Here is a 24,999-nt window from a genome sequence, read left to right as displayed (position 1 = left end):
CAATTGATGATCGCGTGAGCACGTCCTCATATGCGAAAACGCCATCGCCGCAATCTGCACGAATCGGGCAAAGCCGGACAATACCCCAGGACATACCGATGTCGGGCCACAGCTTCTCACTGGCAGTGATCGGTGACTGGCGAATGTCGCCTCGACGGGAGGCGACGAAGATCCGGCAAGCGCTTTGAGGGAGAGCGGTCGTCTCGCTAGGGATTTTTGAAATCGTCCCAGAGGATCGCTACCCCAGCCGCGAGGATCGTGATCGGAATTAGCCAAAGCTTGATGCTAATAGGTTCGACGACATGAAACTGCATATAACCGAAGCCGAGGAGGCCCAGCCCCAGCTAGGGTGAGGCCGAGGATTATGGATATCGCTTTCCGTGTCCGCGTCCTTTGCGTCATACGTCCCCCCAATTCCCACGTGTGGGGGCTATCCCACAGCCATTGAAATCCGGCCCGGATCATGGTCGCGGACCAATCACGTGCAAGCCCTCGCTCCGCAAAGTGCTGGATCTGGAGCGCGTGCCAGGCCCAGGCAACAGAAAATCCCCAAGGCGGGGATTTGTCAACGATGTCAGGGAGATCGGATGGTGGGCGTGACAGGGATTGAACCTGTGACCCCTACGATGTCAACGTAGTGCTCTCCCGCTGAGCTACACGCCCATCCGATGGCGGCGCATAGATCACAAAACCTTCGGAGCCGTCAATAGGCTTTTTTCAGTTTTGTGACGCGCCGCCCGGCAAGCCTTACGCGGCAAGCATCTTGTTGACCTCATCGACGAGATCGCGCAGGTGAAAAGGCTTGGAAAGGACCTTGGCATCCTTCGGCGCCTTCGAATCAGGGTTCAGCGCCACGGCGGCAAAACCGGTGATGAACATCACCTTCAGGTCGGGGTCGAGCTCGGTGGCGCGTCGCGCCAGCTCGATGCCGTCCATCTCGGGCATGACGATATCGGTCAGCAGCAGGGAAAACGGCTCCTCGCGCAGCCGGTCATAGGCGCTGGCGCCATTGTCATAGGAAAGGACCTTGTAGCCGGCCTTTTCGAGCGCTTTCACCAGGAAGCGGCGCATGTCGTTGTCGTCTTCGGCGAGAAGTATCTTCTGAGTCATCAAATTAGACCGCGATCCATAGGTTTTTGGTGGGCTGCCAGCCGTTTACACTAGTCTTTACCCGGTAAACAACCGGTGAATTGCCTGTGCGTGACCGCCGTCCCTTCTACATAGTATGGACTTGCGGCCGGGCAACTGGCAACATGGGCCAAGCAGTCAGTTCATGACATGGTAAAGAGGGCCGAAAGTGCCGGAAATACGCGAATACGAGCTTTTTGAGGTCCATGAGCCCGTGTCGCAGACCATTCCCTTCGTCTACAACTCCCCCCACAGCGGCCGCATTTATCCACCGGAATTTATCGCTCAGTCCAGGCTCGAGGGCATCGCCATCCGCCGTTCCGAGGATCACTATGTCGACGAGCTCTTCGGCTCGGCCGTCGCACTCGGTGCGCCGCTTCTGGCAGCCAACTTCCCGCGCGCCTATCTCGACGTCAATCGCGAGCCTTACGAGCTCGATCCGCGGATGTTCGACGGGTTGCTGCCGCCCTATGCCAATGTCAATTCGCTGCGGGTCGCCGGCGGGCTCGGCACCATTCCGCGCATCGTCGCCGAGAACATGGAGATCTATGCGCGGCGCCTGCCGGTGCAGGAGGGGCTCGACCGCGTTGAGGCGGTCTACAAGCCCTATCATGCGGCGCTTCGCCGGCTGATCGCGCGAACGCATGTGCAGTTCGGCTTCGGCGTGCTGATCGACTGCCACTCGATGCCCGGCAATGTGCGCGTTGCCGGCAGCACGGCGCGACCCGATTTCATCATTGGTGATCGCTACGGCACCAGCGCTTCGGCCGAACTCTCGCGCGCGGCCATCGCCATCCTCGAGGAAATGGGCTTTGCGGCGATCCGCAACAAGCCCTATGCCGGCGGCTTCATCACCGAACATTACGGCCGCCCCTCGCGCGGCCTGCACGCGCTGCAGATCGAGGTGAACCGGGCGATCTATGTCGACGAGCTGACGCTGGAGAAGCGCGAGGATTTCGCTGCAGTGGCTGATGCCGTCACGGACTTCATGCGGCAGATGGCGGAATATGTCGAGAAATTTGCCGGCGAGCGGGCGCTGGCCGCCGAATAGATCTCTTTTTCGATGTCGCTGACGTCTGGCCTTCGTCTTCCCGGCCAAAAAAAACCGCGCTTGTGAGCGCGGCTAAGTCTAGGGAGGAAACACCCAAGGAGGGTATTTACAGTCAGAAGACTGTATGAAGACGCTACTATTGCATTGCACAAATGTCAAGCAATATATTGCGGTGCGATATCTTTGGGCAGTTAGAGCCAAATTGCCTGCTGCGTTTGCATTCCCGTTGCTTTTCGCTATGAAAAGCGCCACTCCCGCCAGCCAAACGGATCCATCATGTTTCCTGACCGTTCGTTCTTCAACCGCCTGGCGGAAGCCGCCCGAGCCGAGACGCTTCCGCGCTTCCGCTCCGGCCTCGATGTCACGAACAAGCTTTCCTCCGGTTTTGATCCGGTAACGGAGGGCGACCGGGCGGCCGAACTCGCCATCCGGGCGCTGATCGAGGAGAGTTTCCCCGGCCACGGCATTCTCGGCGAGGAGCATGGCAATGTCGGGCTCGACCGCGAATATGTCTGGGTGATCGATCCGATCGACGGCACGCGTGCCTTCATCTCCGGTGTGCCGGTATGGGGAACGCTGATCGGCCTGCAGAAGGATGGCAGGGCGATCATGGGCATGATCGAGCAACCCTTTACCGGCGAGCGCTATTTCGCCGACCAGAACGGCTCGATCTATACCGGGCCGGAGGGCGAGCGGCGCCTGGCGACGCGCCAGTGTGATGCGCTTTCGAACGCCATCCTGTTCACCACCTCGCCGCATCTCTTTGCCGGCGAGGAGATGGAGAAATACCGCGAGATCGAGAGCCAGGTACGGCTCTTCCGCTACGGCTGCGACTGCTATGCCTATGCGTTGCTTGCCGCCGGCCATATCGATCTCGTCATCGAAAACAGTCTGAAACCCTATGACGTCGGCGGCATCATTCCCGTCATCGAGGGGGCGGGCGGCATCATCACCACCTGGGACGGCGGACGGCCGGAAAACGGCGGCTCGATCATCGCCGCCGGCAGCCGGGCGGTCTACGAACAGGCGATCGCCGTCCTGCAGCGCTGATCCCGATCGGCCGTGCTGATTCCGCGGTCAGCAGCGCTGGCCGGTCACGTGCCAAGGGCGGCGACGTCCTGGTTTTCTTCGGCATCGCTGCCGGGAATGAAGGCGTGGAAGGCCGCAAGGGCGGCGGCGCGGTAGATATCCCGTTCCTGGAAGATCTCGTGACGGGCGCCGTTGATCGGCACCAGCTGACCGGCGCGGAAATAACGCGAAAGCCGCTCCTGCGCCGTGTAGGGCACGACACCATCACGCGTCGGGGCGATGACGATGGTCGGGATGGTGATCGAGAAGAGATGATAGGGCGAGGTGACCCGGTCCATCGTGCGAAAGGCCTCGATCAGCCAGCGGGCCGTCGGCGGCCCGAGCGTCAGTTCCGGATGAGCCTTCATCATTGCGACATTGCGCTCGAAACGGTGTTCGTCCGAGGTCAGCGGATTGTCGCTGAAGTTCGGCTCTTTCAGTTTCGAGGTCAGCGGCAGAAAGCCGAGGCCGAGGGCGGTCAGCGTGCCGGCAAGAGCGCGGATGACGCGGGGCGAGGCCGACTGGCCGGTCAGGCCGATGAAAGGCGCCGACAGCACCATGCGATCGATACGGGTGGTGAGATAGGGCGCGGCCGACAGCGCAATCAGGCCGCCTGTGGAATGCGCGAGTAGATAGAAGGGCAGGCGCGTATCCGGCAGCACCACCTTTTCGAGGAAGGTGTCGAGATCACGCTCGTAATCGACGAAGCGGCGGATGTGGCCGTGGTTGCGGCTCTTCAGGAGCCGCGGCGAACCGCCCTGGCCGCGCATATCGAAGGTTGCGACCCAGAGGCCTTTGGCCGTCAGGTCGCGGATCGTCTCGAAATATTTTTCGATATATTCGTTGCGGCCATGCAGGATGACGACCGTGCCCCTGGCGACCTGAGCGCTCGAGCGGAAGACGGCGTAACGCAGCTGGTGGCTGTCATGGGTTTCGAAGAACCCCTCGGTGCGGTTTTCCGGGGCGGGATTGTCGGGCGTCGAATAGAGAACCTGATCCATGACTTTGCCAATGCGCCGCTGCTGACTGCTTCGGCTTCAGGGATAGCGCACGGCATGCGGATTGGAAAGCGGGGACGCCCGCAAGGCACACTGCGCAATTCCTTAAATCGGGATCGATTTAAGGATAAATTATGCAGCATTTCAAAGTGTTGCAGTGCCGCGCGTCTTTTCAGACGCGCGGCGCTGTAGTGCAGGAAAAGGGCCGGCAGGAGCATGAGGGTGCTCGCGGCCGGCCGAAGTTGAGGCTGAAGAAGAAGGGACGATGCACTTCAGCCATCGGGACCAGATTCACCCGACACCGAAATTCCTAGGCGAATGCGCCTGAATGCGTTCCGAACCGGTCGTTCATGCGGGGTTCACGGGTCGATCAAGGCGATTCCGGAAAGGTCTTGAACTCCTCGAATCCCATCACCATCTCCTTTCTGCGGGTGCCGAACAGGGCCTGCGCAACCGTCCCAAGGCCGCCAAAGATGGGGTCTCAGGGGCATCGCAACACGTCGCTTCCACAGGAGGACATCATGCGTCACGTAGACTTCTCTCCCCTTTATCGTTCGACCGTCGGTTTCGACCGGCTCTTCACCATGCTCGACAGCCTTGCCCAGCCGGAGCAGGCGCAGACCTATCCGCCCTATAATATCGAGCGCACCGGTGAAAACACCTATCGCATCACCATGGCGGTTGCCGGTTTCGACGAGACCGAACTTTCGATCGAAGCCCATGCCCATGTCCTGTCGGTGAAGGGTGAAAAGAACGAGGAACCTGCCGAAAGCGGCGAATTCCTCTACCGCGGCATTGCCAAGCGCGCCTTCGAGCGCCGCTTCCAGCTTGCCGACCATGTTGAGGTGACCGCCGCTTCGCTGAAGAACGGCCTTCTGCACATCGACCTTCTGCGCAATATTCCCGAGGCCATGAAGCCCCGCAAGATTACGATTGCTGCAGAACCGGTCGAGGCTCCGAAGGCCATCGAAGCGCAGATCATCAACGGCTAATCAGATCCTTGTCGGATAAAATGAACGGCGCTCCTATGGGGCGCCGTTTTCTATTTCGGCTTAAAGCGCGTCGCGGTCTTTCAGATTCGCTCCTCGCGCTTTCGCTCTTTATTTTTACGCATGTCGTTGTCGCAAAACCGCTGCACAGTTTTGCGCGACATGCTTTATGCCGGGCTGGCGGCTTCGTCGATTTCCTTGTCCATTGCGCGGCGGGCCGCGGCGGCGGCGTATTTCTGGGCGATGACGGCGCAGACCATCAGCTGGATCTGGTGGAACAGCATCAGCGGTAGCACGATCGCGCCGATCGACTGGCCGGCGAAGATGACGTTCGCCATCGGTACGCCGCTTGCGAGGCTCTTCTTCGAGCCGCAGAAGGTGATGGTGATCTCGTCGGCCTTGTTGAAGCCCAGCCAGCGGCTACCGAACATCGTCAGCACCAGGACAATTGCCAGCAGAACCATGTCGGCGACGATGACGACGACGATATCGGCGATCGAGAAAGTGTGCCACAGGCCCTCGACGACTGCCGTGCTGAAGGCGAGATAGACGACCATCAGGATCGAACCGCGGTCGATAGGCATCAGGATCTTCTTCTTGGCGCGGATCCAGTCGCCGATCCAGGGCTGCAGAATCTGGCCGACGATGAAGGGGGCAAGCAGCTGCAGCAGGATCTGCTCCAATGCGTCGAAGGAGAAGCCGCCATGGCCGCCGACGGAAAACAGCAGGCCGACGAGCAGCGGTGTCAGGAACATGCCGAAGATGTTGGATGCCGAGGCCGAGCAGATGGCGGCCGGTACGTTGCCGCCCGCCATCGAGGTGAAGGCGATCGACGACTGCACCGTCGACGGCAGCACGCAGAGGAAGAGGATGCCGAGATAAAGCGGCTGCGGCAGGATCGTGTCGGGGATCAGCCCGAGCGCCATGCCGAGCAGCGGGAAGATGCCGAAGGTGGTCAGCAGGATGATGATATGCAGGCGCCAGTGCAGCAGGCCTGCAATGACGACGTCGCGCGAGAGGCGGGCGCCATGCAGGAAGAACAGCAGTGCGATGGCAAGGTCGGTGGCGATGCCGAAATAATCCGCGAATGTGCCGCTTGCCGGCAGCAGCGAAGCGAGGATGACGGTGCAGACGAGCAGGATGGTGAATGTATCGGGCAGAAAGCGGCGCATGGCGATCTCGCGGCGTGATAAAACAGTCATTGTTCTGTCGTCCATTATGATCCAGGATGCAAGGAATAACAGTTATCGAGAAGCTGGATCATGCTGGACCTTTCGCAATTGCGCAGTTTCGTCGCCGTAGAGCAGATGGGCAGTTTCACGCTAGCCGCAGAAAGGCTCGGCCTCGGGCAGTCGACGGTCAGTCAGCACATCCAGCGGCTGGAGACGGCGCTCGGGCGCAGGCTGCTGGCGCGCGACACCCATAAGGTGATGTTGACCGGCGATGGCGAGGCGCTGCTGTCGCATGCGCGCGCCATGCTTTCGATCGAGGGGCAGGTGCAGTCGCTGTTTAAGAGCAACAGCCTGCGCGGCAGTCTGCGGCTCGGCGTATCGGAGGATTTCGTCACCAGCCAGTTGCCGGCGGTGCTGGAGGATTTCGTGCGTTCGCATCCATCGGTCGACCTGGAGCTGACGGTTGCGCTTTCCGGTGTGCTTTACGAGATGCAGGACAATGGCGAGATCGATCTGGTGCTCGCCAAACGTCGGCTCGGCGATGCGCGCGGAAAACTCGTCTATCGCGAGCCGCTCGTCTGGCTGGCGCGCGATCCCGAGCGTGTGCTCGCCTCAGGCCCTCTGCCGCTGATCGCCTTTCCGCCGCCGAGCGTCACACGGGTGATCGCGCTCGAAGCGCTCGGGCGAAACGGGGTGCCGTGGCGGATCGTCTGCACCTGCGGCAGCCTGAGCGGGTTGACGGCAGCGGCGCGGGCCGGGATGGGCGTGCTGGTGCAGCCGCGCAGCATGGCGCCGTCCGGCCTGAAGGAGATCGCTGCGGGAAAACTTCCGATGCTGGAGGACGTGGAATTCGTGCTGGTGCCGCGTAAGGGCGCGGACCAGGCACTGGTTTCAGCACTGTCGGAGGATATTCTGCAAAAGGTGAGGGGACTGAGGTCGGCGTGAATCCCTGCCCGTCACCGAAAGGCCTGCCGGACCGGCAAGCCTTTCGGGCAGGCGATCAGGCAGCCAGGCACTTCAAGAAGCCATCGACATCCGCTTCGGTGGTCGCGAAGCTGGTGACGAGACGGATCAGGGTTTCGCTTTCGGAAACGAGTTCGGGCGTTGCCGCCGGGACTGGCCATTCGTAAAATTTCGCGCCCTTTTCCTCCGCAATTTTTGCGGCACTTTTGCTGACGACGGCAAAGACTTCGTTGGATGCGGTCGGCCAGGCCAGGCGAGCCGAGTTGCTCGTGCCGATGCCGGCGCGCAGCCTGTCGGCCATGCCGTTCGAATGACGGGCGAGATCGAGCCAGAGGCCGTCTTCGAAATAGGCATCGAACTGGGCGGCGATGAAACGCGACTTGGAGAAGAGCTGGGCGGCGCGCTTGCGGATGAACGGCATTTCCCGGGCTTGATCCGGATTGAAGAAGACGATCGCTTCGGCACACCAGCAGCCGTTCTTGGTGCCGCCGAAGGACAGCATGTCGACGCCGCGCTTCCAGGTCATCTCGGCCGGGGTGGCGCCGAGTGCGACCAGGGCGTTGGCGAAGCGGGCGCCATCCATGTGGAGCGGCAGATTGCGCTTCCTTGATATGGCGGCGATCTCGCCGATCTCCGGCAGGGAATAGACGGTGCCGATTTCGGTCGCCTGGGTGATGGTCACCGCGCTGGCGCGGCCGTGATGGACCGCGTCCTCGGGAAAGCTTGCGATCTTCGCCGAAAGCTTCGCCGGGTCGATCTTGCCGGCTTCGCCGTCAACGGCAACGAGACGGGCGGCGCCGGAGAAAAATTCCGGCGCACCGCATTCATCCTCGATCACATGGGCCTCCGAATGGCAGAAGGTGATGCCGCCGGGCCGCTGGACGCTTGCCAGCGACAGCGAGTTGGCGGCCGTGCCGGTGGCGACGAAGAAGATCGAAACCTCACGCTCGAAGATCTCGGAAAAACGGGCTTCGACCTTTCTGTCGAGATCGCCGGTGCCATAGGCGGCGGCAAAGCCGGTCGATTCCGTCAGCAGACGTTCGGCAATGGATTTGTGGGCGCCGGCCCAGTTATCGGAAGCAAAGAACATGTGGGGAAACCGTGAGAAAGGAAGGGGTTGGCAAGTCCGCAGCGGACATTACGCCAAAGCTTCACAGGATCAAGGTTGTCGCCCGCGACACATCACGGAAATTGAACTACGCAATCAATAAAAAAAATAATACGGCACAACGTAATTTTCTTTCGTCATCGCCGCTACGCAGGCAATCTTCCGTCGCAAATTGACGTTTTTTGCCGGAGCGCTCTTGCAGAGCCGGATGCTTTCTGGCATAGAACTGATGAATTAGGACAGTGTTGCTGTCCTATTTTGGCCTTTATGACCGAAGAGGCGCCGAAAGCCCTGGAACAGACCGGCTTTCACGCTATAGTTCTTCCGAGCGCCAAGCCTCAAGGGCGGCGCGCGGAGGCGAATGGCAGGCGCGGAACGCGACGGTTTGCTTTCCTTTAAAGCAGATGTCTGCGGCCGATCTTCACAATGCAACAGCGCTGTCATGCGCCGAACCTATCTTCGGGTTGCGGCGCGGGACGAAAAGCCGCCCGCGGCCCCGCGGGCTTCGACAGGAGGAAAGATGATGACGAAGACGCCATCCATGGAAGTTGACCGGTTTGCTGCTGCTGAGCTGCGCGCGACGGCCAATATGTCCAAATCCGCCTCCGGCCTGCCGAAGAAACAGGGCCTCTATGATCCGCGCAACGAACATGATGCCTGCGGCGTCGGCTTCGTCGCGCATATGAAGGGCCAGAAATCACACCAGATCGTCAAGGATGGCCTTTTCATCCTTGAAAACCTGACGCATCGCGGCGCCGTCGGCGCCGATCCGCTGATGGGTGACGGCGCCGGCATCCTGGTGCAGATCCCCGACAGTTTCTTTCGCGAGGAGATGGCCGAGCAGGGCATCACCCTGCCGCCGGTCGGCGAATATGGCGTCGGCCATATCTTCATGCCGCGCGATGAAAAGCAGATCGAGCACTTCAAGAAGGTGATCAAGGACGTCATCACCGAGGAAGGTCAGGTCTTCATCGGCTTCCGCGACGTGCCCGTCGACAATTCCTCGCTCTCCAAGGCGCCGGCCATTGCTGCAACCGAGCCGCACCATGTGCAGGTCTTCATCGGCGCCGGCGAGGATGCCGAAAACAACGACGAGTTCGAGCGTCGGCTGTTCACGCTGCGCAAGGTAATCTCCAACCGCATCTATGACGAGTTCGACGGCGAGGAGAGCAATTTCTATCCGGTGTCGCTGTCGTCGGCGACGGTGGTCTACAAGGGCATGTTCCTGGCCTATCAGGTCGGCGTCTATTACAAGGACCTGTCGGATCCGCGTTTCGAAAGCGCGGTCGCCCTGGTGCACCAGCGCTTCTCGACCAACACCTTCCCGTCGTGGAAGCTTGCGCACCCTTACCGCATGGTCGCCCATAACGGCGAGATCAACACGCTGCGCGGCAACGTCAACTGGATGGCGGCGCGCCAAGCCTCGGTCTCCTCGCCGCTGTTCGGCGAGGACATCTCCAAGCTCTGGCCGATCTCCTACGAGGGGCAGTCGGACACGGCCTGCTTCGACAACGCACTCGAATTCCTCGTGCGCGGCGGTTATTCGATGGCGCATGCCGTGATGATGCTGATCCCGGAAGCCTGGGCCGGCAACCAGTCGATGGCGGCCGAACGCAAGGCGTTCTACGAATATCATGCGGCGCTGATGGAGCCCTGGGACGGGCCGGCTGCCGTCGCCTTCACCGACGGCAAGCAGATCGGCGCGACGCTCGACCGCAACGGCCTGCGGCCGGCACGCTACCTCGTCACCGATGACGACCGCGTCATCATGGCGTCCGAAGCCGGCGTGTTGCCGGTTCCGGAGGAGAAGATCATCCAGAAGTGGCGCCTGCAGCCGGGCAAGATGCTGCTGATCGATATGGAAGAAGGCCGCATCATCTCCGACGACGAGGTGAAGTCGCAGCTTGCGACGGCGCATCCCTATCGCAGCTGGCTCAACCGCACCCAGCTCATCCTCGAAGACCTCAAGCCGGTGGAGCCGCGGGCGCTGCGCCGCGACGTGTCGCTGCTCGACCGCCAGCAGGCCTTCGGCTACACGCTCGAGGATACCCGCATCCTGATGTCGCCGATGGCGACGACGGGCCAGGAGGCGATCGGCTCGATGGGCACGGATACGCCGATCTCGGCGATGTCGGAAAAGCCGAAGCTGCTCTACACGTATTTCAAGCAGAACTTCGCGCAGGTGACCAACCCGCCGATCGACCCGATCCGCGAGGAACTGGTCATGAGCCTGGTTTCCTTCATCGGGCCGCGGCCGAACATTCTCGACCACGAGGGCGCGGCGAACGCAAAGCGGCTCGAGGTTCGCCAGCCGATCCTGACCAATGGCGATCTCGAGAAGATCCGCTCGATCGGCCATACCGAAGACCGTTTCGACACCAAGACGCTCGATTTCACCTATGATATCGAACGTGGCGCCGAAGGCATGCCCGAGATGCTCGACCGGCTCTGCGAGCGCGCGGAAGCGGCCGTCAAGGGCGGCTACAACATCATCGTGCTCTCCGACCGCCAGATCGGGCCGGACCGGATCGCCATTCCGGCACTGCTGGCGACGGCTGCCGTGCACCATCACCTGATCCGTAAGGGGCTTCGCACCTCGGTCGGTCTCGTCGTTGAGACCGGCGAACCGCGCGAAGTCCACCATTTCTGCCTGCTCGCCGGCTACGGCGCCGAGGCGATCAACCCTTATCTCGCCTTCGACACGCTGCTCGACATGCATGCCAAGGGCGAATTCCCGAAGGAAGTGGATGCTTCCGAAGTTGTCTACCGCTACATCAAGGCCGTCGGCAAAGGCATCCTCAAGGTCATGTCGAAGATGGGTATCTCGACCTACCAGTCCTATTGCGGCGCGCAGATCTTCGATGCGATCGGCCTGCAGTCGGAACTGATCGACAAGTATTTCTTCGGAACCGCGACGATGATCGAAGGCGTCGGCCTCGAGGCGATCGCGGCGGAAACCGTCGCCCGCCATAACGCGGCCTTCGGCACCGATCCGCTTCTTGCCACGACGCTCGATATCGGCGGCGAATATGCCTACCGCATGCGCGGCGAAAGCCATGCCTGGACGCCGGATGCGGTCGCCGCCCTTCAGCATGCCGTGCGCGGCAATGCCGAAGATCGCTACCGCGAATTCGCCGATATGGTGAACAATTCGGCGCTGCGCATGAACACGATCCGCGGGCTCTTCAAGATGAAGAGCGCCGAGGCGCTCGGCCGCAAGCCGATATCGATCGACGAGGTCGAGCCGGCGGCCGATATCGTCAAGCGTTTCTCGACGGGGGCGATGTCCTTCGGCTCGATTTCCAGGGAGGCGCATACGACGCTGGCGATCGCCATGAACCGGATCGGCGGCAAGTCGAACACCGGCGAGGGCGGCGAAGAATCCGACCGCTATATACCGCTGGCCAATGGTTCGATGAACCCGGAACGTTCGGCGATCAAGCAGATCGCCTCGGGCCGCTTCGGGGTGACCACCGAATATCTCGTCAATGCCGACGTGCTGCAGATCAAGGTGGCGCAAGGCGCCAAGCCTGGCGAAGGCGGTCAGCTGCCGGGTCACAAGGTTGACGCGACCGTTGCCAAGACCCGCCATTCGACGCCGGGTGTCGGCCTGATTTCGCCGCCGCCGCACCACGACATCTATTCCATCGAAGATCTGGCGCAGCTGATCTACGATCTGAAGAACGTCAACCCGACCGCCGATGTTTCGGTCAAGCTCGTCTCTGAAGTCGGCGTCGGCACGGTTGCCGCCGGTGTCGCCAAGGCACGCGCCGACCACATCACGGTCGCCGGCTTCGACGGCGGCACGGGTGCGTCGCCGCTGACGTCGCTCAAACATGCCGGCAGCCCTTGGGAAATCGGCCTTGCCGAGACCCAGCAGACGCTGGTGCTGAACGGGCTGCGCTCGCGCGTCGCCCTGCAGGTGGACGGCGGGCTGAAGACCGGCCGCGACGTCATTATCGGGGCACTGCTTGGAGCCGACGAGTTCGGCTTTGCCACCGCGCCGCTGATTGCCGCCGGCTGCATCATGATGCGCAAGTGCCATCTCAACACCTGTCCGGTGGGCGTGGCGACCCAGGATCCGGTGCTGCGCAAGCGCTTCAAGGGCTCGCCGGAGCACGTCATCAACTATTTCTTCTTCGTCGCCAACGAAGTGCGCGAAATCCTCGCCTCACTCGGGTTCACCCGGCTCGACGAGATCATCGGCGCCTCGGAGCTTCTGGAGAAGGACGAGATGCTGAACCACTGGAAGGCAAAGGGCCTCGATTTCAGCCGTATCTTCCACAAGGTCGACGCTCCCAAGGAAGAGACCTTCTGGACGAGCCGACAGAAGCACCCGATCGACGATATTCTCGACCGCGTGCTGATCGAGCAGGCGCAGCCGGCACTGACGGCCAAGACGCCCGTCGCCTTCGAGGTCGGCATCAAGAACGTCGACCGTTCGGTGGGCGCGATGCTTTCCGGCGAAGTCGCCAAGCGTTTCCGCCACCGCGGGCTGAAGGAAGACACGATCAATGTGACGCTTCGCGGCACGGCGGGGCAGAGCTTCGGCGCCTTCCTGGCGCGCGGCGTCACTTTCAACCTGATCGGCGACGGCAACGACTATGTCGGCAAGGGCCTTTCAGGCGGCAAGATCATCATCCGGCCGCCTGAGAATTCGAGGATCGTGGCCGAGGACTCGATCATCGTCGGCAACACCGTGCTTTATGGTGCGACCGAGGGCGAATGCTATTTCCGCGGTGTGGCGGGCGAACGTTTCGCCGTGCGCAATTCGGGCGCGATCGCCATCGTCGAGGGTGTCGGCGACCATGGCTGCGAATACATGACTGGTGGCGTCGTCGTCGTGCTCGGCGCCACGGGCCGCAACTTCGCGGCCGGCATGTCCGGCGGTGTCGCCTACGTACTCGATGAGACCGGCGATTTCGCCAGCCGCTGCAACATGGCGATGGTCGAGCTCGAGCCGGTGCCCGAGGAGGACGATATGCTGGAGAAGCTGCATCATCACGGTGGTGACCTCATGCACAAGGGACGTGTCGACGTCTCTGGCGACATGACGCGCCATGACGAGGAGCGCCTCTACCAGCTGATCTCCAACCATCTGCATTATACGGGCTCGGCCCGCGCCACTGAGATTCTCGACAACTGGGCCGACTACCGTCCGAAGTTCCGCAAGGTCATGCCGGTCGAATACCGTCGTGCGCTCGAGGAAATGGAGCGCAGCCGGATGGGCATCGCCGCGGAATGAATTGCACCGGGACATCCGTCACCTGCTGACCGCAGGTGACGGATGTCGAAAATATCTCAATGACCCGTGACGACCACGCCGACGGCGAAGGCTGTCCAGATCGCACGGATGTCTTGCAGGGGATATGGTCCAATGACGGTCAAGACAAGCAACTTGCCCCGGGTACCGGGACTGACGATAGACAGATTGGCTGCGGTGAGGCGGTCATGAGGGTAAGGGACGAAAACATGGGTAAGGTAACAGGGTTTCTGGAAATCGACCGGCAGGTGGCGAAGTACCAGCCGGCGTCGGATCGTATCCGCCATTTCCGCGAGTTCACGATCCCGATGTCGGACCCGGAAGTGCAGAAACAGGCCGCGCGCTGCATGGACTGTGGCATCCCCTATTGCCACGGCCCGACCGGTTGCCCTGTTCACAACCAGATTCCCGATTGGAACGACCTCGTCTACAACAACAACTGGGAAGCGGCGATCCAGAACCTGCATTCCACCAACAACTTCCCCGAGTTTACCGGTCGCGTCTGCCCGGCACCCTGCGAGGAAGCCTGCACATTGAATCTCGAGGATGCGCCGGTCGCCATCAAGACGGTCGAACAGGCGATCGCCGACAAGGCCTATGAGCTCGGCTTCATCCGGCCGCAGCCGGCCACGGTCCATACCGGCAAGAAGGTGGCAGTCATCGGCTCCGGCCCCGCCGGCATGGCGGCCGCCCAGCAGCTCGGCCGCGCCGGCCACGAGGTTCATCTCTATGAGCGCGAGACCAAGCCGGGCGGCCTGCTGCGTTACGGCATTCCCGATTTCAAGATGGAGAAGAACTTCATCGACCGCCGCGTCGAGCAGATGAAGGGTGAGGGCGTCACCTTCCATTGCGGCGTCAATGTCGGCGTCGACGTCAAGGTCGAGCAGCTGCTCGCCGATCACGACGCCGTCCTCTACTGCGGCGGCTCCGAGACGCCGCGCGAGGCCGGCATTCCCGGCACCGACCTTGCGGGCGTGCATGATGCGATGCCCTATCTGGTGCAGCAGAACCGCCGCGTCGGGCGGGAGAACATCGACAGCGTCGGCTGGCCGTCGGACCCGATCCTTGCCGGCGCCAAACATATCGTCGTCGTCGGCGGCGGCGATACGGCTTCGGACTGCGTCGGCACGGCGTTCCGCCAGGGGGCCGTCAAGGTCACCCAGCTCGACATCCGGCCGCAGCCGCCGGAGAAGGAAGACAAGCTTGCCGTCTGGCCCTTCTGGGCGACGAAGATGCGCACCTCCTCCTCACAGGCCGAGGGCGCCGTGCGTGAATTCCAGGTGGCGACACTTGAATTCGTCGGCGAAGACGGCGTGCTGACCGGCGTGAAGTGCTGCGAGGTCGACGAACGCCGGCGGCCGGTTCCAGGTACGGAATTCGTCATCCGGGCCGATCTCGCCTTCATCGCCATCGGTTTCCGCGGGCCGTCCACCGGCAGCGTGCTGAAGGAGCTCGAGGGCAAGCTGACGCTCAACACCGACAAGCGCGGCTCGACCAACGTCGTCGCCAACGACCGTGACTACAAGACTTCGGTCGACAAGTTCTGGACGGCGGGTGACGTGCGCCGTGGCCAATCGCTGGTGGTCTGGGCGATCCGTGAAGGCCGCCAGGCAGCGCGCGCCATCGACGAGGAATTGATGGGCTCGACTGTCCTGCCGAACTGACCGTCGGCCGCACAGCTTCCCGAAGACCACGAACTCCGCCCCTCCGGCGGAGTTTTTTATGGTGCCCTGCGCTGTAGTGCGACCGCTTGACGCGGAGGCCGTGCGCCGCAAGCCTCAGGCAATGCCGGAAGGCGAGATTTTTCGTCGGACGCGGGCTCAGGAGGAGCCGGCGGCGACCGAAGCGGAGGTGCCCCGCCGTTTTGGCCGTAACGCATTTCACCATCGGCCGCGGCGTGAGGCCGCGAATGATCGACAAGGATACTTCAAATGGTTTCCGCACTTGACAGCACGCGGCTGGTTTCGGCCCAATATGCCCTGAAAAATCTTCGCAGTTCCGACGACAGCTCGCAGGACACGCAGAGTTCGTCGGCCGCCAGCATTCTGAGCAGCTATGGGCTCGATTCGAGCTCCGCCTCACTTCTTTCCAACCAGGCCCTTTCCGGCCTGCTCGACACGCTTTCGGCCCAGAGTGACACGTCTGATGAGTCCGACACGACGAGTGACAGCGCCGACGTGACCAGCGCCTCCTTCATGTCGATGCTGAAGCAGCAGCTGCAGGACGCGGCTGCGGCCGAAGGCGAGAGCGGCAAGGCTCACGACATGCTGGCTGCCCTGGAAGCAGGCACACTCACCATCACTGATCCGACGCAGGGTGTGTCGATCAACGCCTGGGATGTCGATGATCCCGATGAGGCGGACATTGAGAGCAAGGCCGGCAAGGAGATTGATGTCAGCGGCTGGAGCGACTTCCTCGATGCGCATCTCGAGCGCGGCGCCGACGGCACCTTTGTCAAGGAAAACGGCAGCTATGTCGATCAGACGAACGACAGCAACGCCTTCTTCGGCCTGATCGGCTCGAACTACTATTATCTGAGCTGGCCGCAGGCGACGGCGAAGTAGACGGGACGAAGCGGATGTCCACATAGAACAGGATGATTTTAGGCCGGGTCGGCCTAAAATCATCCTGTTCTACATTAGAAAGTTAGAGCATGATGTCGTCCGAAAACCGCTCACACTTTTCGGCATCATGCTCGCGCGGCCTTTTCACTTGACCGAGACTTCGGCCGGCGCCTTTGCCACAGGCAGGCGGTAATCATCGACGCGGCCTGGAGGCGCGGGCGTCATTTCGCCCTGCTCGACCAGGAGGTCGCGCGGCGACCGCGTCAAAGCCATAGGCGGCGGCCTGGCGCCGAGAAGCTCGGCGCCGCCATCGAGATTGGGATCGGAGAGGCTGATCGGGACGGTATGTTCGACCGGATTGTCGGGAAGGCCGAGACCGGGCAGATTGCTAGAGTCGAGGCGGACCAGATCGGGGCTTGCCTGCGTGCCGAGAAGACGCCGAGCCGGCTTCTCCACATAGAAGGCCAGCTTGCGCCGGCCGGCCTGGGTAAGGTTGATGCCATCAGAGGTGCGCAGGCGTACCTGCTGGCCGTTCACATCCGAACCGGTGACGATGAAGTTGCCGTTTTCGTCGACGAAACCATCCCAGATATCGACGAATTCGCCGCCGATGCTTTCGACTTGGTTGCGGTAGAGCTGGTTCATCTGGACGGCATCGGCCGTCATTGAATCGGATTCGAAGGCGGGAAGGCCGACCCAGAGCAGCGGGATCTTGCGGCCGGTGACCTCCTTGCCGAAAGAAAGAACACGGCGGCGGTATTCGGTGAACCAGCCATCGGTGCGGAATTTCTCCTTGGCGGTGTCGGTCACCATCTGCTGGCGGTCGTTGGCGCCGATCATGACGACGACCATTGCCGGCTTCAGCTCGTCGATCATCTTCGGCAGCTGTTCCGGCCAGTCGTAATAATCGTCGCGGACAAGGCCGGAGGAGACGTTGCCGCGGGCTTCGACGACGACGCCTGGCGAGGTCTCGAAGGCGGCGGTGAGGCCGTCGCCGAGGCCGCTGGCCAGGAAATCGCCGACGATGAGGATCGTTCGGGCGTCACCGAGCTTCTGCACCGCCGGCTCCTCTTCGACGGTCCGTACGGGCGGCGTGGTGCGGGTATTGACTATGGCCTTTGGTGCCGGCGGGCGTTTGCGCTGCTGGCGTCTCGGCTGCTGGACGTCAGGGGCTTGCGGCCCGTCGTCGAGATAGCGTCGGCCGAGGAAAAAATCGAGGATCGACCGGCGCTGGTAGCGCTGCTCCTGGGCTTCGGCGACATGCACCGGTGCAAGAGCGCCAAGGCATAGCGAAGCCGCTGCCAAGGCAAGCACCAGCCAACGGATTTTACGGGTCCGATCAGTTTTCTTCGTCATGGGCAGTTCCGCATCTGCCGGCATCTTGCACGCAGGGTAGGCCAGCGTCCACTCCCGCTATTATCTAGGTCACGGTTCTGCCTGTTGTAGAGCATGATGCCGAAAAGTGTGTGGGGTTTTCGGGCGGTATCATGCCCTACTTCCTTGATTCAAATGCGGATTGAGATTTCCGGCCGGTCCGGCCGGGATCATCCCGATCTAGCGGCGCAGTGCGTTCAGAAGCGGCAACGAGGGTTCACCGTCCGGCTGCATGCCAATGCGCGACTGCACGGCCGATATCGCCGCTTTCGAACCCGACCCGAAATTGCCGTCGACCTCGCCATTGTAATAGCCGAGCGTCTTCAGACGGGTCTGCAGCTCGAATTTCTCGGTGATGTCGAGTGCGCCGTCCGGGCGCGGCCAACGCTGTTGCATACCGCCGTAGCCGGCGATCTGGTCGGCCAGCAGGCCGACGGCAAGCGCGTAGCTATCCGAGGCATTGTAGTTCTTGATGGTGTAGAAGTTGGCGGTCATCAGGAAGCCTGGGCCGCCGGCTCCGGCCGGCATCTTCAGCACGGCTTTGGTGGCGCTCTCGCGGAAGGCCTTGCCGTTCGGACGTGTCAGGCCGAGTGCCGCCCATTGGGCCAGCGTGTGGCTCTTGCCGGCCTGCTTGGCGGCTGCGGCGGGAACGACGACCTCGTAGCCCCAGGTCTTGCCGGTGTCCCAGCCGTTCTTCATCAGGAGATTGGCCGAGGTCGCCAGCGCGTCAGGCACGGAGTTCCAGATATCGCGATGGCCGTTGCCGTCCGCATCGACGGCATAAAGCAGGTAGCTTGTCGGGATGAACTGGGTGTGGCCCATGGCGCCGGCCCAGGAGCCGGTCATCTCGCGTGCCGGCACATCGCCGTTCTGCAGGATCTTCAGCGCGGCGACCAATTGCTTCTTGGCGAATTTGGCGCGGCTCGGATCGGCATAGGCAAGCGTTGCCAGGGCGCGCGGCACGTAGTGCAGCCGGTCGTCCTTGTCGAGGACCGCGCCGTAATTCGATTCCATCGACCAGATGGCCAGCAGAATGGTCTTGTCTACGCCGAAACGCTGCTCGATCGCAGCGAGCGTCCTTGCGTGCTTGGCGGCCATCTCGCGGCCGATTTTGACGGTATAGGGGTTGACGCGGGAATCGACATAGTCCCAGATCTTCGAGGTGAATTCCGGCTGGTAGGCAGCCTTTTCGAGCACGGTCGGATCGGGCTCGCTCACCCCGGAAAAGGCCTTTTGATAGGTTGCCTTACTGATGCCACTCTGAGCGGCAGTCTGGTAGAAATCCGCGATCCATTTCTGGAAGCGGGAATCAGCTTTCGCGTTGTCGGGGACCAGTGCCACCTGGGCAGCGACAATGAGGGCGAGAGCAAGACCACGAAGGGAGTTTTTGTGATTCTGGGTCATCGACAGTCGTATCCGTCATCTTCAGTTTCTGGTGCAGCGGGGCATCATTTCCGCCCAGACCCGAGACTACAGGAACGGAGTCAACAAATTCTTTACCATGGCGATCCGCTGCGGTCACCATTTGCAAAACAGTAGCAATTCTATACTAGTTAAAGCTAAAAAGCTCTATTTCCAAAGCGATATGATCGAAGCAGGAGGCCGGGTGTGGCTCAACACAACAAAGTTCGTAAAGCAGTATTTCCGGTTGCCGGGTTGGGAACGCGATTCCTGCCGGCGACAAAGGCTGTTCCGAAGGAAATGTTGACCGTCGTCGACAAGCCAATCATTCAATATGTCGTCGATGAGGCGATCGAGGCCGGGATCGAACATCTGGTGTTCGTCACCGGACGCAACAAGCACGTCATCGAAGATTATTTCGACATTCATTTCGAGCTGGAGCAGACGCTTCGCGAGCGTGCCAAGAAGGCGGAAATTACCCTTCTCGCCCAGCAATTGCCGAAGGCAGGCACGGTGAGCTTCACCCGCCAGCAGGAGCCGCTCGGTCTCGGTCACGCCGTGTGGTGCGCCCGTGAGATCGTCGGCGACGAGCCCTTTGCACTGCTGCTGCCCGACATGATCATGAAGGGCGACAAGGGCTGCATGAAGGGCATGATCGACCTTTATGGCCAGAGCGGCGGCAATATCATCGCCGTCGAGGAATGCGCGCCAGACCAGGCGCATAAGTACGGCATCGTCGGCGTCGGCGAGGCGATCGGCGACGGCTTCCGCATCACCGGCATGGTGGAAAAGCCCGCCAAGGGGACGGCGCCTTCCAACTTCTTCATCAACGGCCGCTACATCCTCCAGCCTGAGATCTTCAAGATCCTCGAAACCCAGGAGCGCGGCGCCGGCAACGAGATCCAGCTCACCGACGGCATGCTGAAGCTGCTGAAGGAACAGGATTTCGCCGGTTACCACTTCCGCGGTGCGACCTACGACTGCGGCGCCAAGGACGGCTTCATCCTGGCAAACGTCGCCTTCGCCCTCGAACGCGCCGATATCCGCCCCTCCGTCGAAGGCGGTTTCAGGGAACTGCTGGCCGGCCTGAAGTAAGGGTTCCACTCAGCATATAAATGAGCGCCGCGCGTCCAATCGGGTGCGCGGCGCTCTAGCATTTCCGTTTTTCTGCGGATCACAGAATGCTCTATCTTTTTGTCTTCACGCAATCCCGGACGCAAAACCGCTGCGCAGTTTTGCTGGAATGCTCTAGAGCCTTTCCTGGTCAGATTGCAGCATTCTGTTGGCTGAAACGGAGTCGGATGGTCGACCGGCCGGCGCGCGTCGTAGCCAAGCTCTACGGCCAAGCCGGCCGGTCGATCAGCCGGCCCGTTTCAGCCAACCCGAAGGGCCGGGCATCTTTGCGCCAGGATCAGAGGCGATCGGCTCGGACGTACCAAGGGGTATGCCCTTCGCCAATCCCCTCTGCCCTGACGAAAACCTGCTCCGGCAGAATGCTTCAATCTGACCAGGAAAGGCTCTAGCGTTTCAGCTTGAGACCGACCCCGGCTCGCCATTGCTGCGAATCGGTGCCTTCCTTGCGGGTCGTCAGCTCGTAGCCGAGCGTGCTGGTCAGATCGAGATAACGGTTGATGTTCCAGGTGAGGCCGGTTGCGGCGGTATAGACGAGCTCGTCGTTGATGGTGCTATCCGTGGGATAATCGCGCCATATCACCCCGCCGATCATCGTCCCGACCAGATTGTCGCGCAGTTGGTGAGTGACTGTCGTCGTCAGCGCGTGCGAGACGTAGCCGCTCTCGCCTGCCGTGGTCGAGGGCTGGATGCTCGTCTGTAGGTCGAGATTGACATCGGTGCCGCGGATCGGCGACCAGAGCAGGCTTGCATCGAGCGTGGCGGTATCGATCGAGGACAGTCGGCTGTCTTCGAAATCCGCCATCTCGTAGCCGACACCGACTTCACCCTTCAGCTTTTCGCCGAGATCGACCTCGACGCCCGCCTTGGCGCCATAGCTATGGCCGGAACGCTCATAACCGGCAGAATCGCGCGTCTCGTCGTAGACCGAACGGCCGATCGTCGCCTCGATGAAGGGAATGAGCGCGGGAGACAGCTCGTAACCGACGCGGCCGCGCAGCGTGCCCGTCGTCTGGTTACGATCGCTGAGGGCGACGGTCGTGCCGTTCGCAAGCTTGGCATCCGAATAGATCGAGCGGGTCAGCGCCAGTGCCGTCGTGCCGCGCAGGATGCCGAAATCGCGTTGGACGGAGGCGCCGGCCGAAAATTCCTGGACGTCCGACTGCTGCGCGGCGTCGGCGATGGCGTCGGGATCGTCCGTATCCTCGCGGTAGAAATTATAACCGGCGGTGAGGTGCGCGGTCGTATCGTCGGGAAGATCGAGCCTGAGGTCGCCGTTGACTTTAAAGGAGGGCTGTTCCTCGCCCTCGCCGCTGATGTTCTTCTGCCAGGCGCCTTCCGAGGTTACGGTCAGCTGATGCCGGCCCCAGTCGGAGGTCAGGGTCGCTGCCGCATCCGTTTCGAGAAAGGCGCGCCGTTGCCTGGTATTGCCGTCCTTGGTGGTTTCGGTGTTGATGCTCTGGGTGACGCTCGGGCGGAGGACAAACGTGCCGATCGGGATTCCCGGCGTTTCCGCTGTCGAGGCGCTTTCGGCAGCCCTGCGACGTGGCAGCGTCTCGTCGAGCGGCGCTTCACGGGTGTTCAGCCGGCGTATGTCCTCGTCGAGGATGGAACCGGTAATGTCGTCGCCGGCTTGTGCGTCCGGTATGGCGGGCCGCTGCTGGGTATCGTCCGCATTCGCGGTCGTGCCGTTTGCCGCAGGAGTGGCGGTATCGTCGGTCTCGTCATCGAAACCGGCGGCGGATGCGGCATTGTTGGTGGCGCGGTTATCCTGGGAGGTGGCGAAGCTGCTGTTTGCCGGTTGCGGCGAAGCGGACTGCGCGAAGGCTCCGGTCTGGCTGAAAAGCAGGGTACTCAGCACGGCAAAAGAGACGGCACGGCTCATGGCGCGGAGCGGCATCACACTGCTCGTCTGTTTTGGCTGGCCCATGCAATTCGCGCCTGACATGCTTTCGGTTCTTACCCAAAGGTAAAGCCTTGTGGTTAACCATTCGTTGCCGTCGGCGGGCGCTGTTCACAATTCGGAAAGACTGCGGGGTGGACTTGGAAAGTGAAAAGGTCTAACGCAATTTCATGAACAGAAGAGCGATCAACCTCGTCGAAAACAGTGTGCTTGAGTCGGCAAAACGCACGATAGAGACTGAAAGACGCGGTCTCGAAGCGCTCGAACAGGCTTTTGACGATGGATTGGCCGGTCCTTTCACCCGCGCCGTCGAAGTCATCGGCGACATCTCCGGACGCGTCATCGTCACTGGCGTCGGCAAGAGCGGGCATATCGGCGCCAAGCTCGCGGCGACATTCGCGTCAACCGGAACGCCCGCCTTTTTCGTGCATGCGGCGGAGGCCAATCACGGCGATCTCGGCATGATCGCGCGCGACGACGTCGTGCTGGCGATTTCCAAAGGCGGCGAGAGCGCCGAGCTCAAGAGCATCATTTCCTTCACGCGGCGCTTCTCCATTCCGCTGATCGCCATCACCTGCAGCGACCGTTCTTCGCTGGCGACCGCCGCCGATATCGTCCTCCTGATACCGAACGAGCAGGAGGCCTGCCCGAATGGGCTGGCGCCGACGACCTCGACGCTGATGCAGCTTGCAATCGGCGACGCGCTGGCGGTGGCGCTTCTGGAGGCGCGCGGCTTTACCGCCACGGATTTCCACGTCTTCCACCCCGGCGGCAAACTCGGTGCGAGCCTGATGCATGTCGCCGATGTCATGCATACCGGCGAGCGGCTGCCACTCGTTGCCAAGGGCACACCGATGCCGGAGGCGATCACCGTGCTGTCGCGCAAGCATTTCGGCTGCGTCGGGGTGCTTGATGAAGATGGGCGGCTCTGCGGCATCGTCACCGAAGGCGACATGGCGCGCAACCTGACACGCAATCTTTCAGAGCTTGCCGTCGACGACATCATGACGAAAACACCGAAGACGGTGAAGCCGACGGTGCTGGCGACCGCAGCCCTGGCGCTGCTCAACCAGCATCACATCGGCGCGCTGATCGTCATCGACGATGACTGCCGGCCGGTCGGGCTGGTGCATTTCCACGACCTGCTGCGCATCGGCGTCGCCTGATCAGGCTCGTTCGATCAGGGGCATCTGATTAGACGGGCTCGACCGTCAGGTCGCGGCCGTTGCTCGAAACCACCTTTACCTGTGTTCCGACGGGCAGATCAGGCCCCATCACCTGCCACAGCGTATCGTCGAGACGGATGCGGCCGCGGCCCTCACGGATCGGTTCGTGCAGGGTGGCGGTGCGGCCGACGAGGCTTGCACCACGCTGATTGAGGAAGGGCTCGTCGGTCGTCGCATTGCGCAGCGTCAGCCGGCGGCCGGCGAAGGTCGTGGCAACGGCGAGAAGCGCAAAAAGGATCGCCTGCAACTCCCAGACCCAGAAAGCGCTGTCCCAGAAGAGCAGCGACAGCGCGCCGACGATCAAGGCGGCAAGGCCGATCCAGACCAGGAAGAAGCCGGGAACGATCATCTCGGCTGCGAGCAGCACGAGGCCTGCGACCCACCAGCTCCACGGACCGAGTTCGGCGACGATCTTCGCCAGCATGGCTTATCGCTCCTGCTCGGGATTGAAAGGATTGGGGGTCGACGGATTGATCGGCGGCGTCGAGCGCGCCGGTGCGGGGCGCGGACGCGGCGGCACGGGCAGCGGTGTCGACGGGCTGTTGCCGGCATCGCCGAAGACTTCGCGGGCAATGGCACCGATGCCACCAAGCGAGCTGAGGATAGAAGAGGCTTCCATCGGCATCATCACGATCTTGGAATTGGGCGCCGAACCGATCGAGGTGAGCGCTTCGGTGTATTTCTGCGCGACGAAATAATTGATCGCCTGGATGTCGCCGGCGGCGATCGCCTCGGAGACCATCTTCGTCGCCTTGGCTTCGGCCTCGGCCAGGCGTTCACGGGCTTCGGCGTTGCGGAAGGCGGCCTCGCGCTGGCCTTCGGCTTGGAGAATGGCGGATTGCTTGGCGCCTTCGGCCCTCAGAATCTGCGCGTTGCGCGAGCCTTCAGCCTCCAGCACCTGCGCCCGCTTCTCGCGCTCGGCCTTCATCTGGCGGGCCATCGCGTCGACGAGGTCGCGTGGCGGCTGGATGTCCTTGATCTCAACGCGGGTGACCTTGATGCCCCAGGGATGCACGGCCTCGTCGACGACGCGCAGCAGCCGGTCGTTGATCGCATCGCGGTTGGAGAGCAGTTCGTCGAGATCCATCGAACCCATGACCGAGCGGATGTTGGTCATGGTGAGATTGAGGATGGCGTTTTCGAGGTTAGAGACCTGATAGGCAGCCTGGGCGGCGTTCAGCACCTGATAGAAGGAGACGGCATCGGCCGAAACCGAGGCATTATCCTTGGTGATCACCTCCTGGGTCGGCACGTTCAGCACCTGCTCCATCACGTTCAACTTAGCGCCGACGCGCTCGATGAAGGGGGTGATGAGGTTGAGGCCAGGCTCCAGCGTGCGGGTATAACGCCCGAAGCGCTCGATCGTATAGCGGTAGCCCTGCGGCACGGTCTTGATCCCGGCAAAGAGCACCAGGATGACGAAGATGACCAGCACGATCACGACGATGTCGAAGCCGCCGAACAGCATGAAAAATTCCTCCTATCGGCGCATGCGCGCCTGCCCAACTCATGTGGTGAGTTAGCACGTTATTTGCGAGGAAGAAATGAGGGCGCAACCGCCTGGGCTCCAAGTGAAAAGGAGGTTTCGTTTCGGCGAAGTCATTGGGCTGTTGCTAAAACGCGTCGCGATCTTTCTGATTCGTTCCCGCGCTTTAAGTCG

Annotated in this window: 18 protein-coding genes, 1 tRNA gene and 1 pseudogene; 9 read left to right on the top strand and 11 right to left on the bottom strand. The window is 61.8% G+C overall.

Annotated features, from left to right (window positions below; all coding sequences use genetic code 11):
• Positions 1-206: 206 nt before the first annotated feature.
• The 3 genes and pseudogenes from ELH03_RS38650 to cpdR1 all read right to left on the bottom strand — a co-directional run bounded on the left by ELH03_RS38650 (position 207) and on the right by cpdR1 (position 1,110).
• Positions 207-402, bottom strand: a pseudogene (locus ELH03_RS38650) (hypothetical protein).
• 186 nt (positions 403-588) lie between these two features.
• Positions 589-663 (bottom strand) — tRNA-Val (locus ELH03_RS18330).
• Positions 664-747: 84 nt separating this feature from the next.
• Positions 748-1,110, bottom strand: coding sequence for a response regulator CpdR1 (gene cpdR1 / locus ELH03_RS18325; RefSeq protein WP_003542883.1), 363 nt, complete (start codon positions 1,108-1,110; stop codon positions 748-750).
• A gap of 187 nt (positions 1,111-1,297) precedes the next feature.
• Between cpdR1 and ELH03_RS18320 the strand changes: the two genes are divergently transcribed.
• Both ELH03_RS18320 and hisN read left to right on the top strand, forming a co-directional pair.
• Positions 1,298-2,179 carry an N-formylglutamate amidohydrolase gene (locus ELH03_RS18320; protein ID WP_027682907.1) on the top strand — a complete coding sequence of 294 codons (882 nt, stop codon included), beginning with the start codon at positions 1,298-1,300 and terminating at the stop codon, positions 2,177-2,179.
• 276 nt (positions 2,180-2,455) lie between these two features.
• The gene (hisN, locus tag ELH03_RS18315) at positions 2,456-3,229 is read left to right on the top strand and encodes a histidinol-phosphatase (RefSeq protein ID WP_128402849.1); all 774 of its coding nucleotides are present in this window, start codon (positions 2,456-2,458) and stop codon (positions 3,227-3,229) included.
• A gap of 44 nt (positions 3,230-3,273) precedes the next feature.
• Here hisN and ELH03_RS18310 read toward each other — a convergent pair whose 3' ends face one another.
• Positions 3,274-4,248, bottom strand: a complete 975-nt coding sequence (locus ELH03_RS18310) for an alpha/beta fold hydrolase (RefSeq protein WP_130659307.1) — start codon at positions 4,246-4,248, stop codon at positions 3,274-3,276.
• A 518-nt stretch (positions 4,249-4,766) separates the two neighbouring features.
• Here ELH03_RS18310 and ELH03_RS18305 point away from each other — a divergent pair.
• On the top strand, positions 4,767-5,237 hold the full coding sequence (locus ELH03_RS18305) for an Hsp20 family protein (RefSeq protein ID WP_018072811.1): 471 nt from the start codon (positions 4,767-4,769) through the stop codon (positions 5,235-5,237).
• Positions 5,238-5,401: 164 nt separating this feature from the next.
• On the opposite strand, the gene ELH03_RS18300 is transcribed toward ELH03_RS18305, so the two are convergent.
• Positions 5,402-6,451 (bottom strand): bile acid:sodium symporter family protein, encoded by a 1,050-nt coding sequence (locus tag ELH03_RS18300; protein WP_130806773.1) that lies wholly within the window; start codon positions 6,449-6,451, stop codon positions 5,402-5,404.
• Between the two features lie 45 nt (positions 6,452-6,496).
• Between ELH03_RS18300 and ELH03_RS18295 the strand changes: the two genes are divergently transcribed.
• A complete protein-coding gene (locus ELH03_RS18295) occupies positions 6,497-7,351 on the top strand; it encodes a LysR substrate-binding domain-containing protein (RefSeq protein WP_128402852.1) in 855 nt (284 codons plus the stop codon).
• A gap of 55 nt (positions 7,352-7,406) precedes the next feature.
• Here the strand turns inward: ELH03_RS18295 and ELH03_RS18290 are convergent, their stop codons facing one another.
• On the bottom strand, positions 7,407-8,459 hold the full coding sequence (locus ELH03_RS18290) for a threonine aldolase family protein (RefSeq protein WP_128402853.1): 1,053 nt from the start codon (positions 8,457-8,459) through the stop codon (positions 7,407-7,409).
• Between the two features lie 538 nt (positions 8,460-8,997).
• On the opposite strand from ELH03_RS18290, the gene gltB reads away from it, so the two are divergent.
• The 3 genes from gltB to ELH03_RS18275 all read left to right on the top strand — a co-directional run bounded on the left by gltB (position 8,998) and on the right by ELH03_RS18275 (position 16,304).
• On the top strand, positions 8,998-13,722 hold the full coding sequence (gene gltB, locus ELH03_RS18285; protein ID WP_197730000.1) for a glutamate synthase large subunit: 4,725 nt from the start codon (positions 8,998-9,000) through the stop codon (positions 13,720-13,722).
• Positions 13,723-13,949: 227 nt separating this feature from the next.
• Positions 13,950-15,404 (top strand): glutamate synthase subunit beta, encoded by a 1,455-nt coding sequence (locus ELH03_RS18280; protein WP_128402854.1) that lies wholly within the window; start codon positions 13,950-13,952, stop codon positions 15,402-15,404.
• 267 nt (positions 15,405-15,671) lie between these two features.
• Complete coding sequence (locus ELH03_RS18275) at positions 15,672-16,304, top strand: hypothetical protein (RefSeq protein WP_130766570.1); 633 nt, start codon at positions 15,672-15,674, stop codon at positions 16,302-16,304.
• Between the two features lie 144 nt (positions 16,305-16,448).
• Here ELH03_RS18275 and ELH03_RS18270 read toward each other — a convergent pair whose 3' ends face one another.
• Positions 16,449-17,684 (bottom strand): SGNH/GDSL hydrolase family protein, encoded by a 1,236-nt coding sequence (locus tag ELH03_RS18270; RefSeq protein WP_197727762.1) that lies wholly within the window; start codon positions 17,682-17,684, stop codon positions 16,449-16,451.
• 174 nt (positions 17,685-17,858) lie between these two features.
• A complete protein-coding gene (locus tag ELH03_RS18265) occupies positions 17,859-19,082 on the bottom strand; it encodes a lytic murein transglycosylase (protein ID WP_128402857.1) in 1,224 nt (407 codons plus the stop codon).
• Positions 19,083-19,286: 204 nt separating this feature from the next.
• Here ELH03_RS18265 and galU point away from each other — a divergent pair, with 204 nt between their 5' ends.
• Entirely contained in the window at positions 19,287-20,174 is an 888-nt protein-coding gene (gene galU / locus ELH03_RS18260; protein ID WP_018072820.1) for a UTP--glucose-1-phosphate uridylyltransferase GalU, read from the top strand.
• A 424-nt stretch (positions 20,175-20,598) separates the two neighbouring features.
• Here the strand turns inward: galU and ELH03_RS18245 are convergent, their stop codons facing one another.
• Positions 20,599-22,140 (bottom strand): outer membrane beta-barrel protein, encoded by a 1,542-nt coding sequence (locus tag ELH03_RS18245; protein WP_130659303.1) that lies wholly within the window; start codon positions 22,138-22,140, stop codon positions 20,599-20,601.
• 143 nt (positions 22,141-22,283) lie between these two features.
• Here ELH03_RS18245 and ELH03_RS18240 point away from each other — a divergent pair, with 143 nt between their 5' ends.
• Positions 22,284-23,279, top strand: coding sequence for a KpsF/GutQ family sugar-phosphate isomerase (locus ELH03_RS18240; protein ID WP_130766569.1), 996 nt, complete (start codon positions 22,284-22,286; stop codon positions 23,277-23,279).
• Between the two features lie 28 nt (positions 23,280-23,307).
• Here the strand turns inward: ELH03_RS18240 and ELH03_RS18235 are convergent, their stop codons facing one another.
• Positions 23,308-23,763 (bottom strand): NfeD family protein, encoded by a 456-nt coding sequence (locus ELH03_RS18235; protein ID WP_003542867.1) that lies wholly within the window; start codon positions 23,761-23,763, stop codon positions 23,308-23,310.
• A 3-nt stretch (positions 23,764-23,766) separates the two neighbouring features.
• A complete protein-coding gene (locus tag ELH03_RS18230) occupies positions 23,767-24,807 on the bottom strand; it encodes an SPFH domain-containing protein (RefSeq protein WP_011653489.1) in 1,041 nt (346 codons plus the stop codon).
• Positions 24,808-24,999 lie beyond the last annotated feature (192 nt).

Source organism: Rhizobium beringeri (assembly GCF_004306515.1).
Lineage (GTDB): Bacteria > Pseudomonadota > Alphaproteobacteria > Rhizobiales > Rhizobiaceae > Rhizobium > Rhizobium beringeri.
The sequence above is the reverse complement of the archived record's forward strand: the minus strand, read 5'-3'. Positions and strand labels throughout refer to the sequence as shown.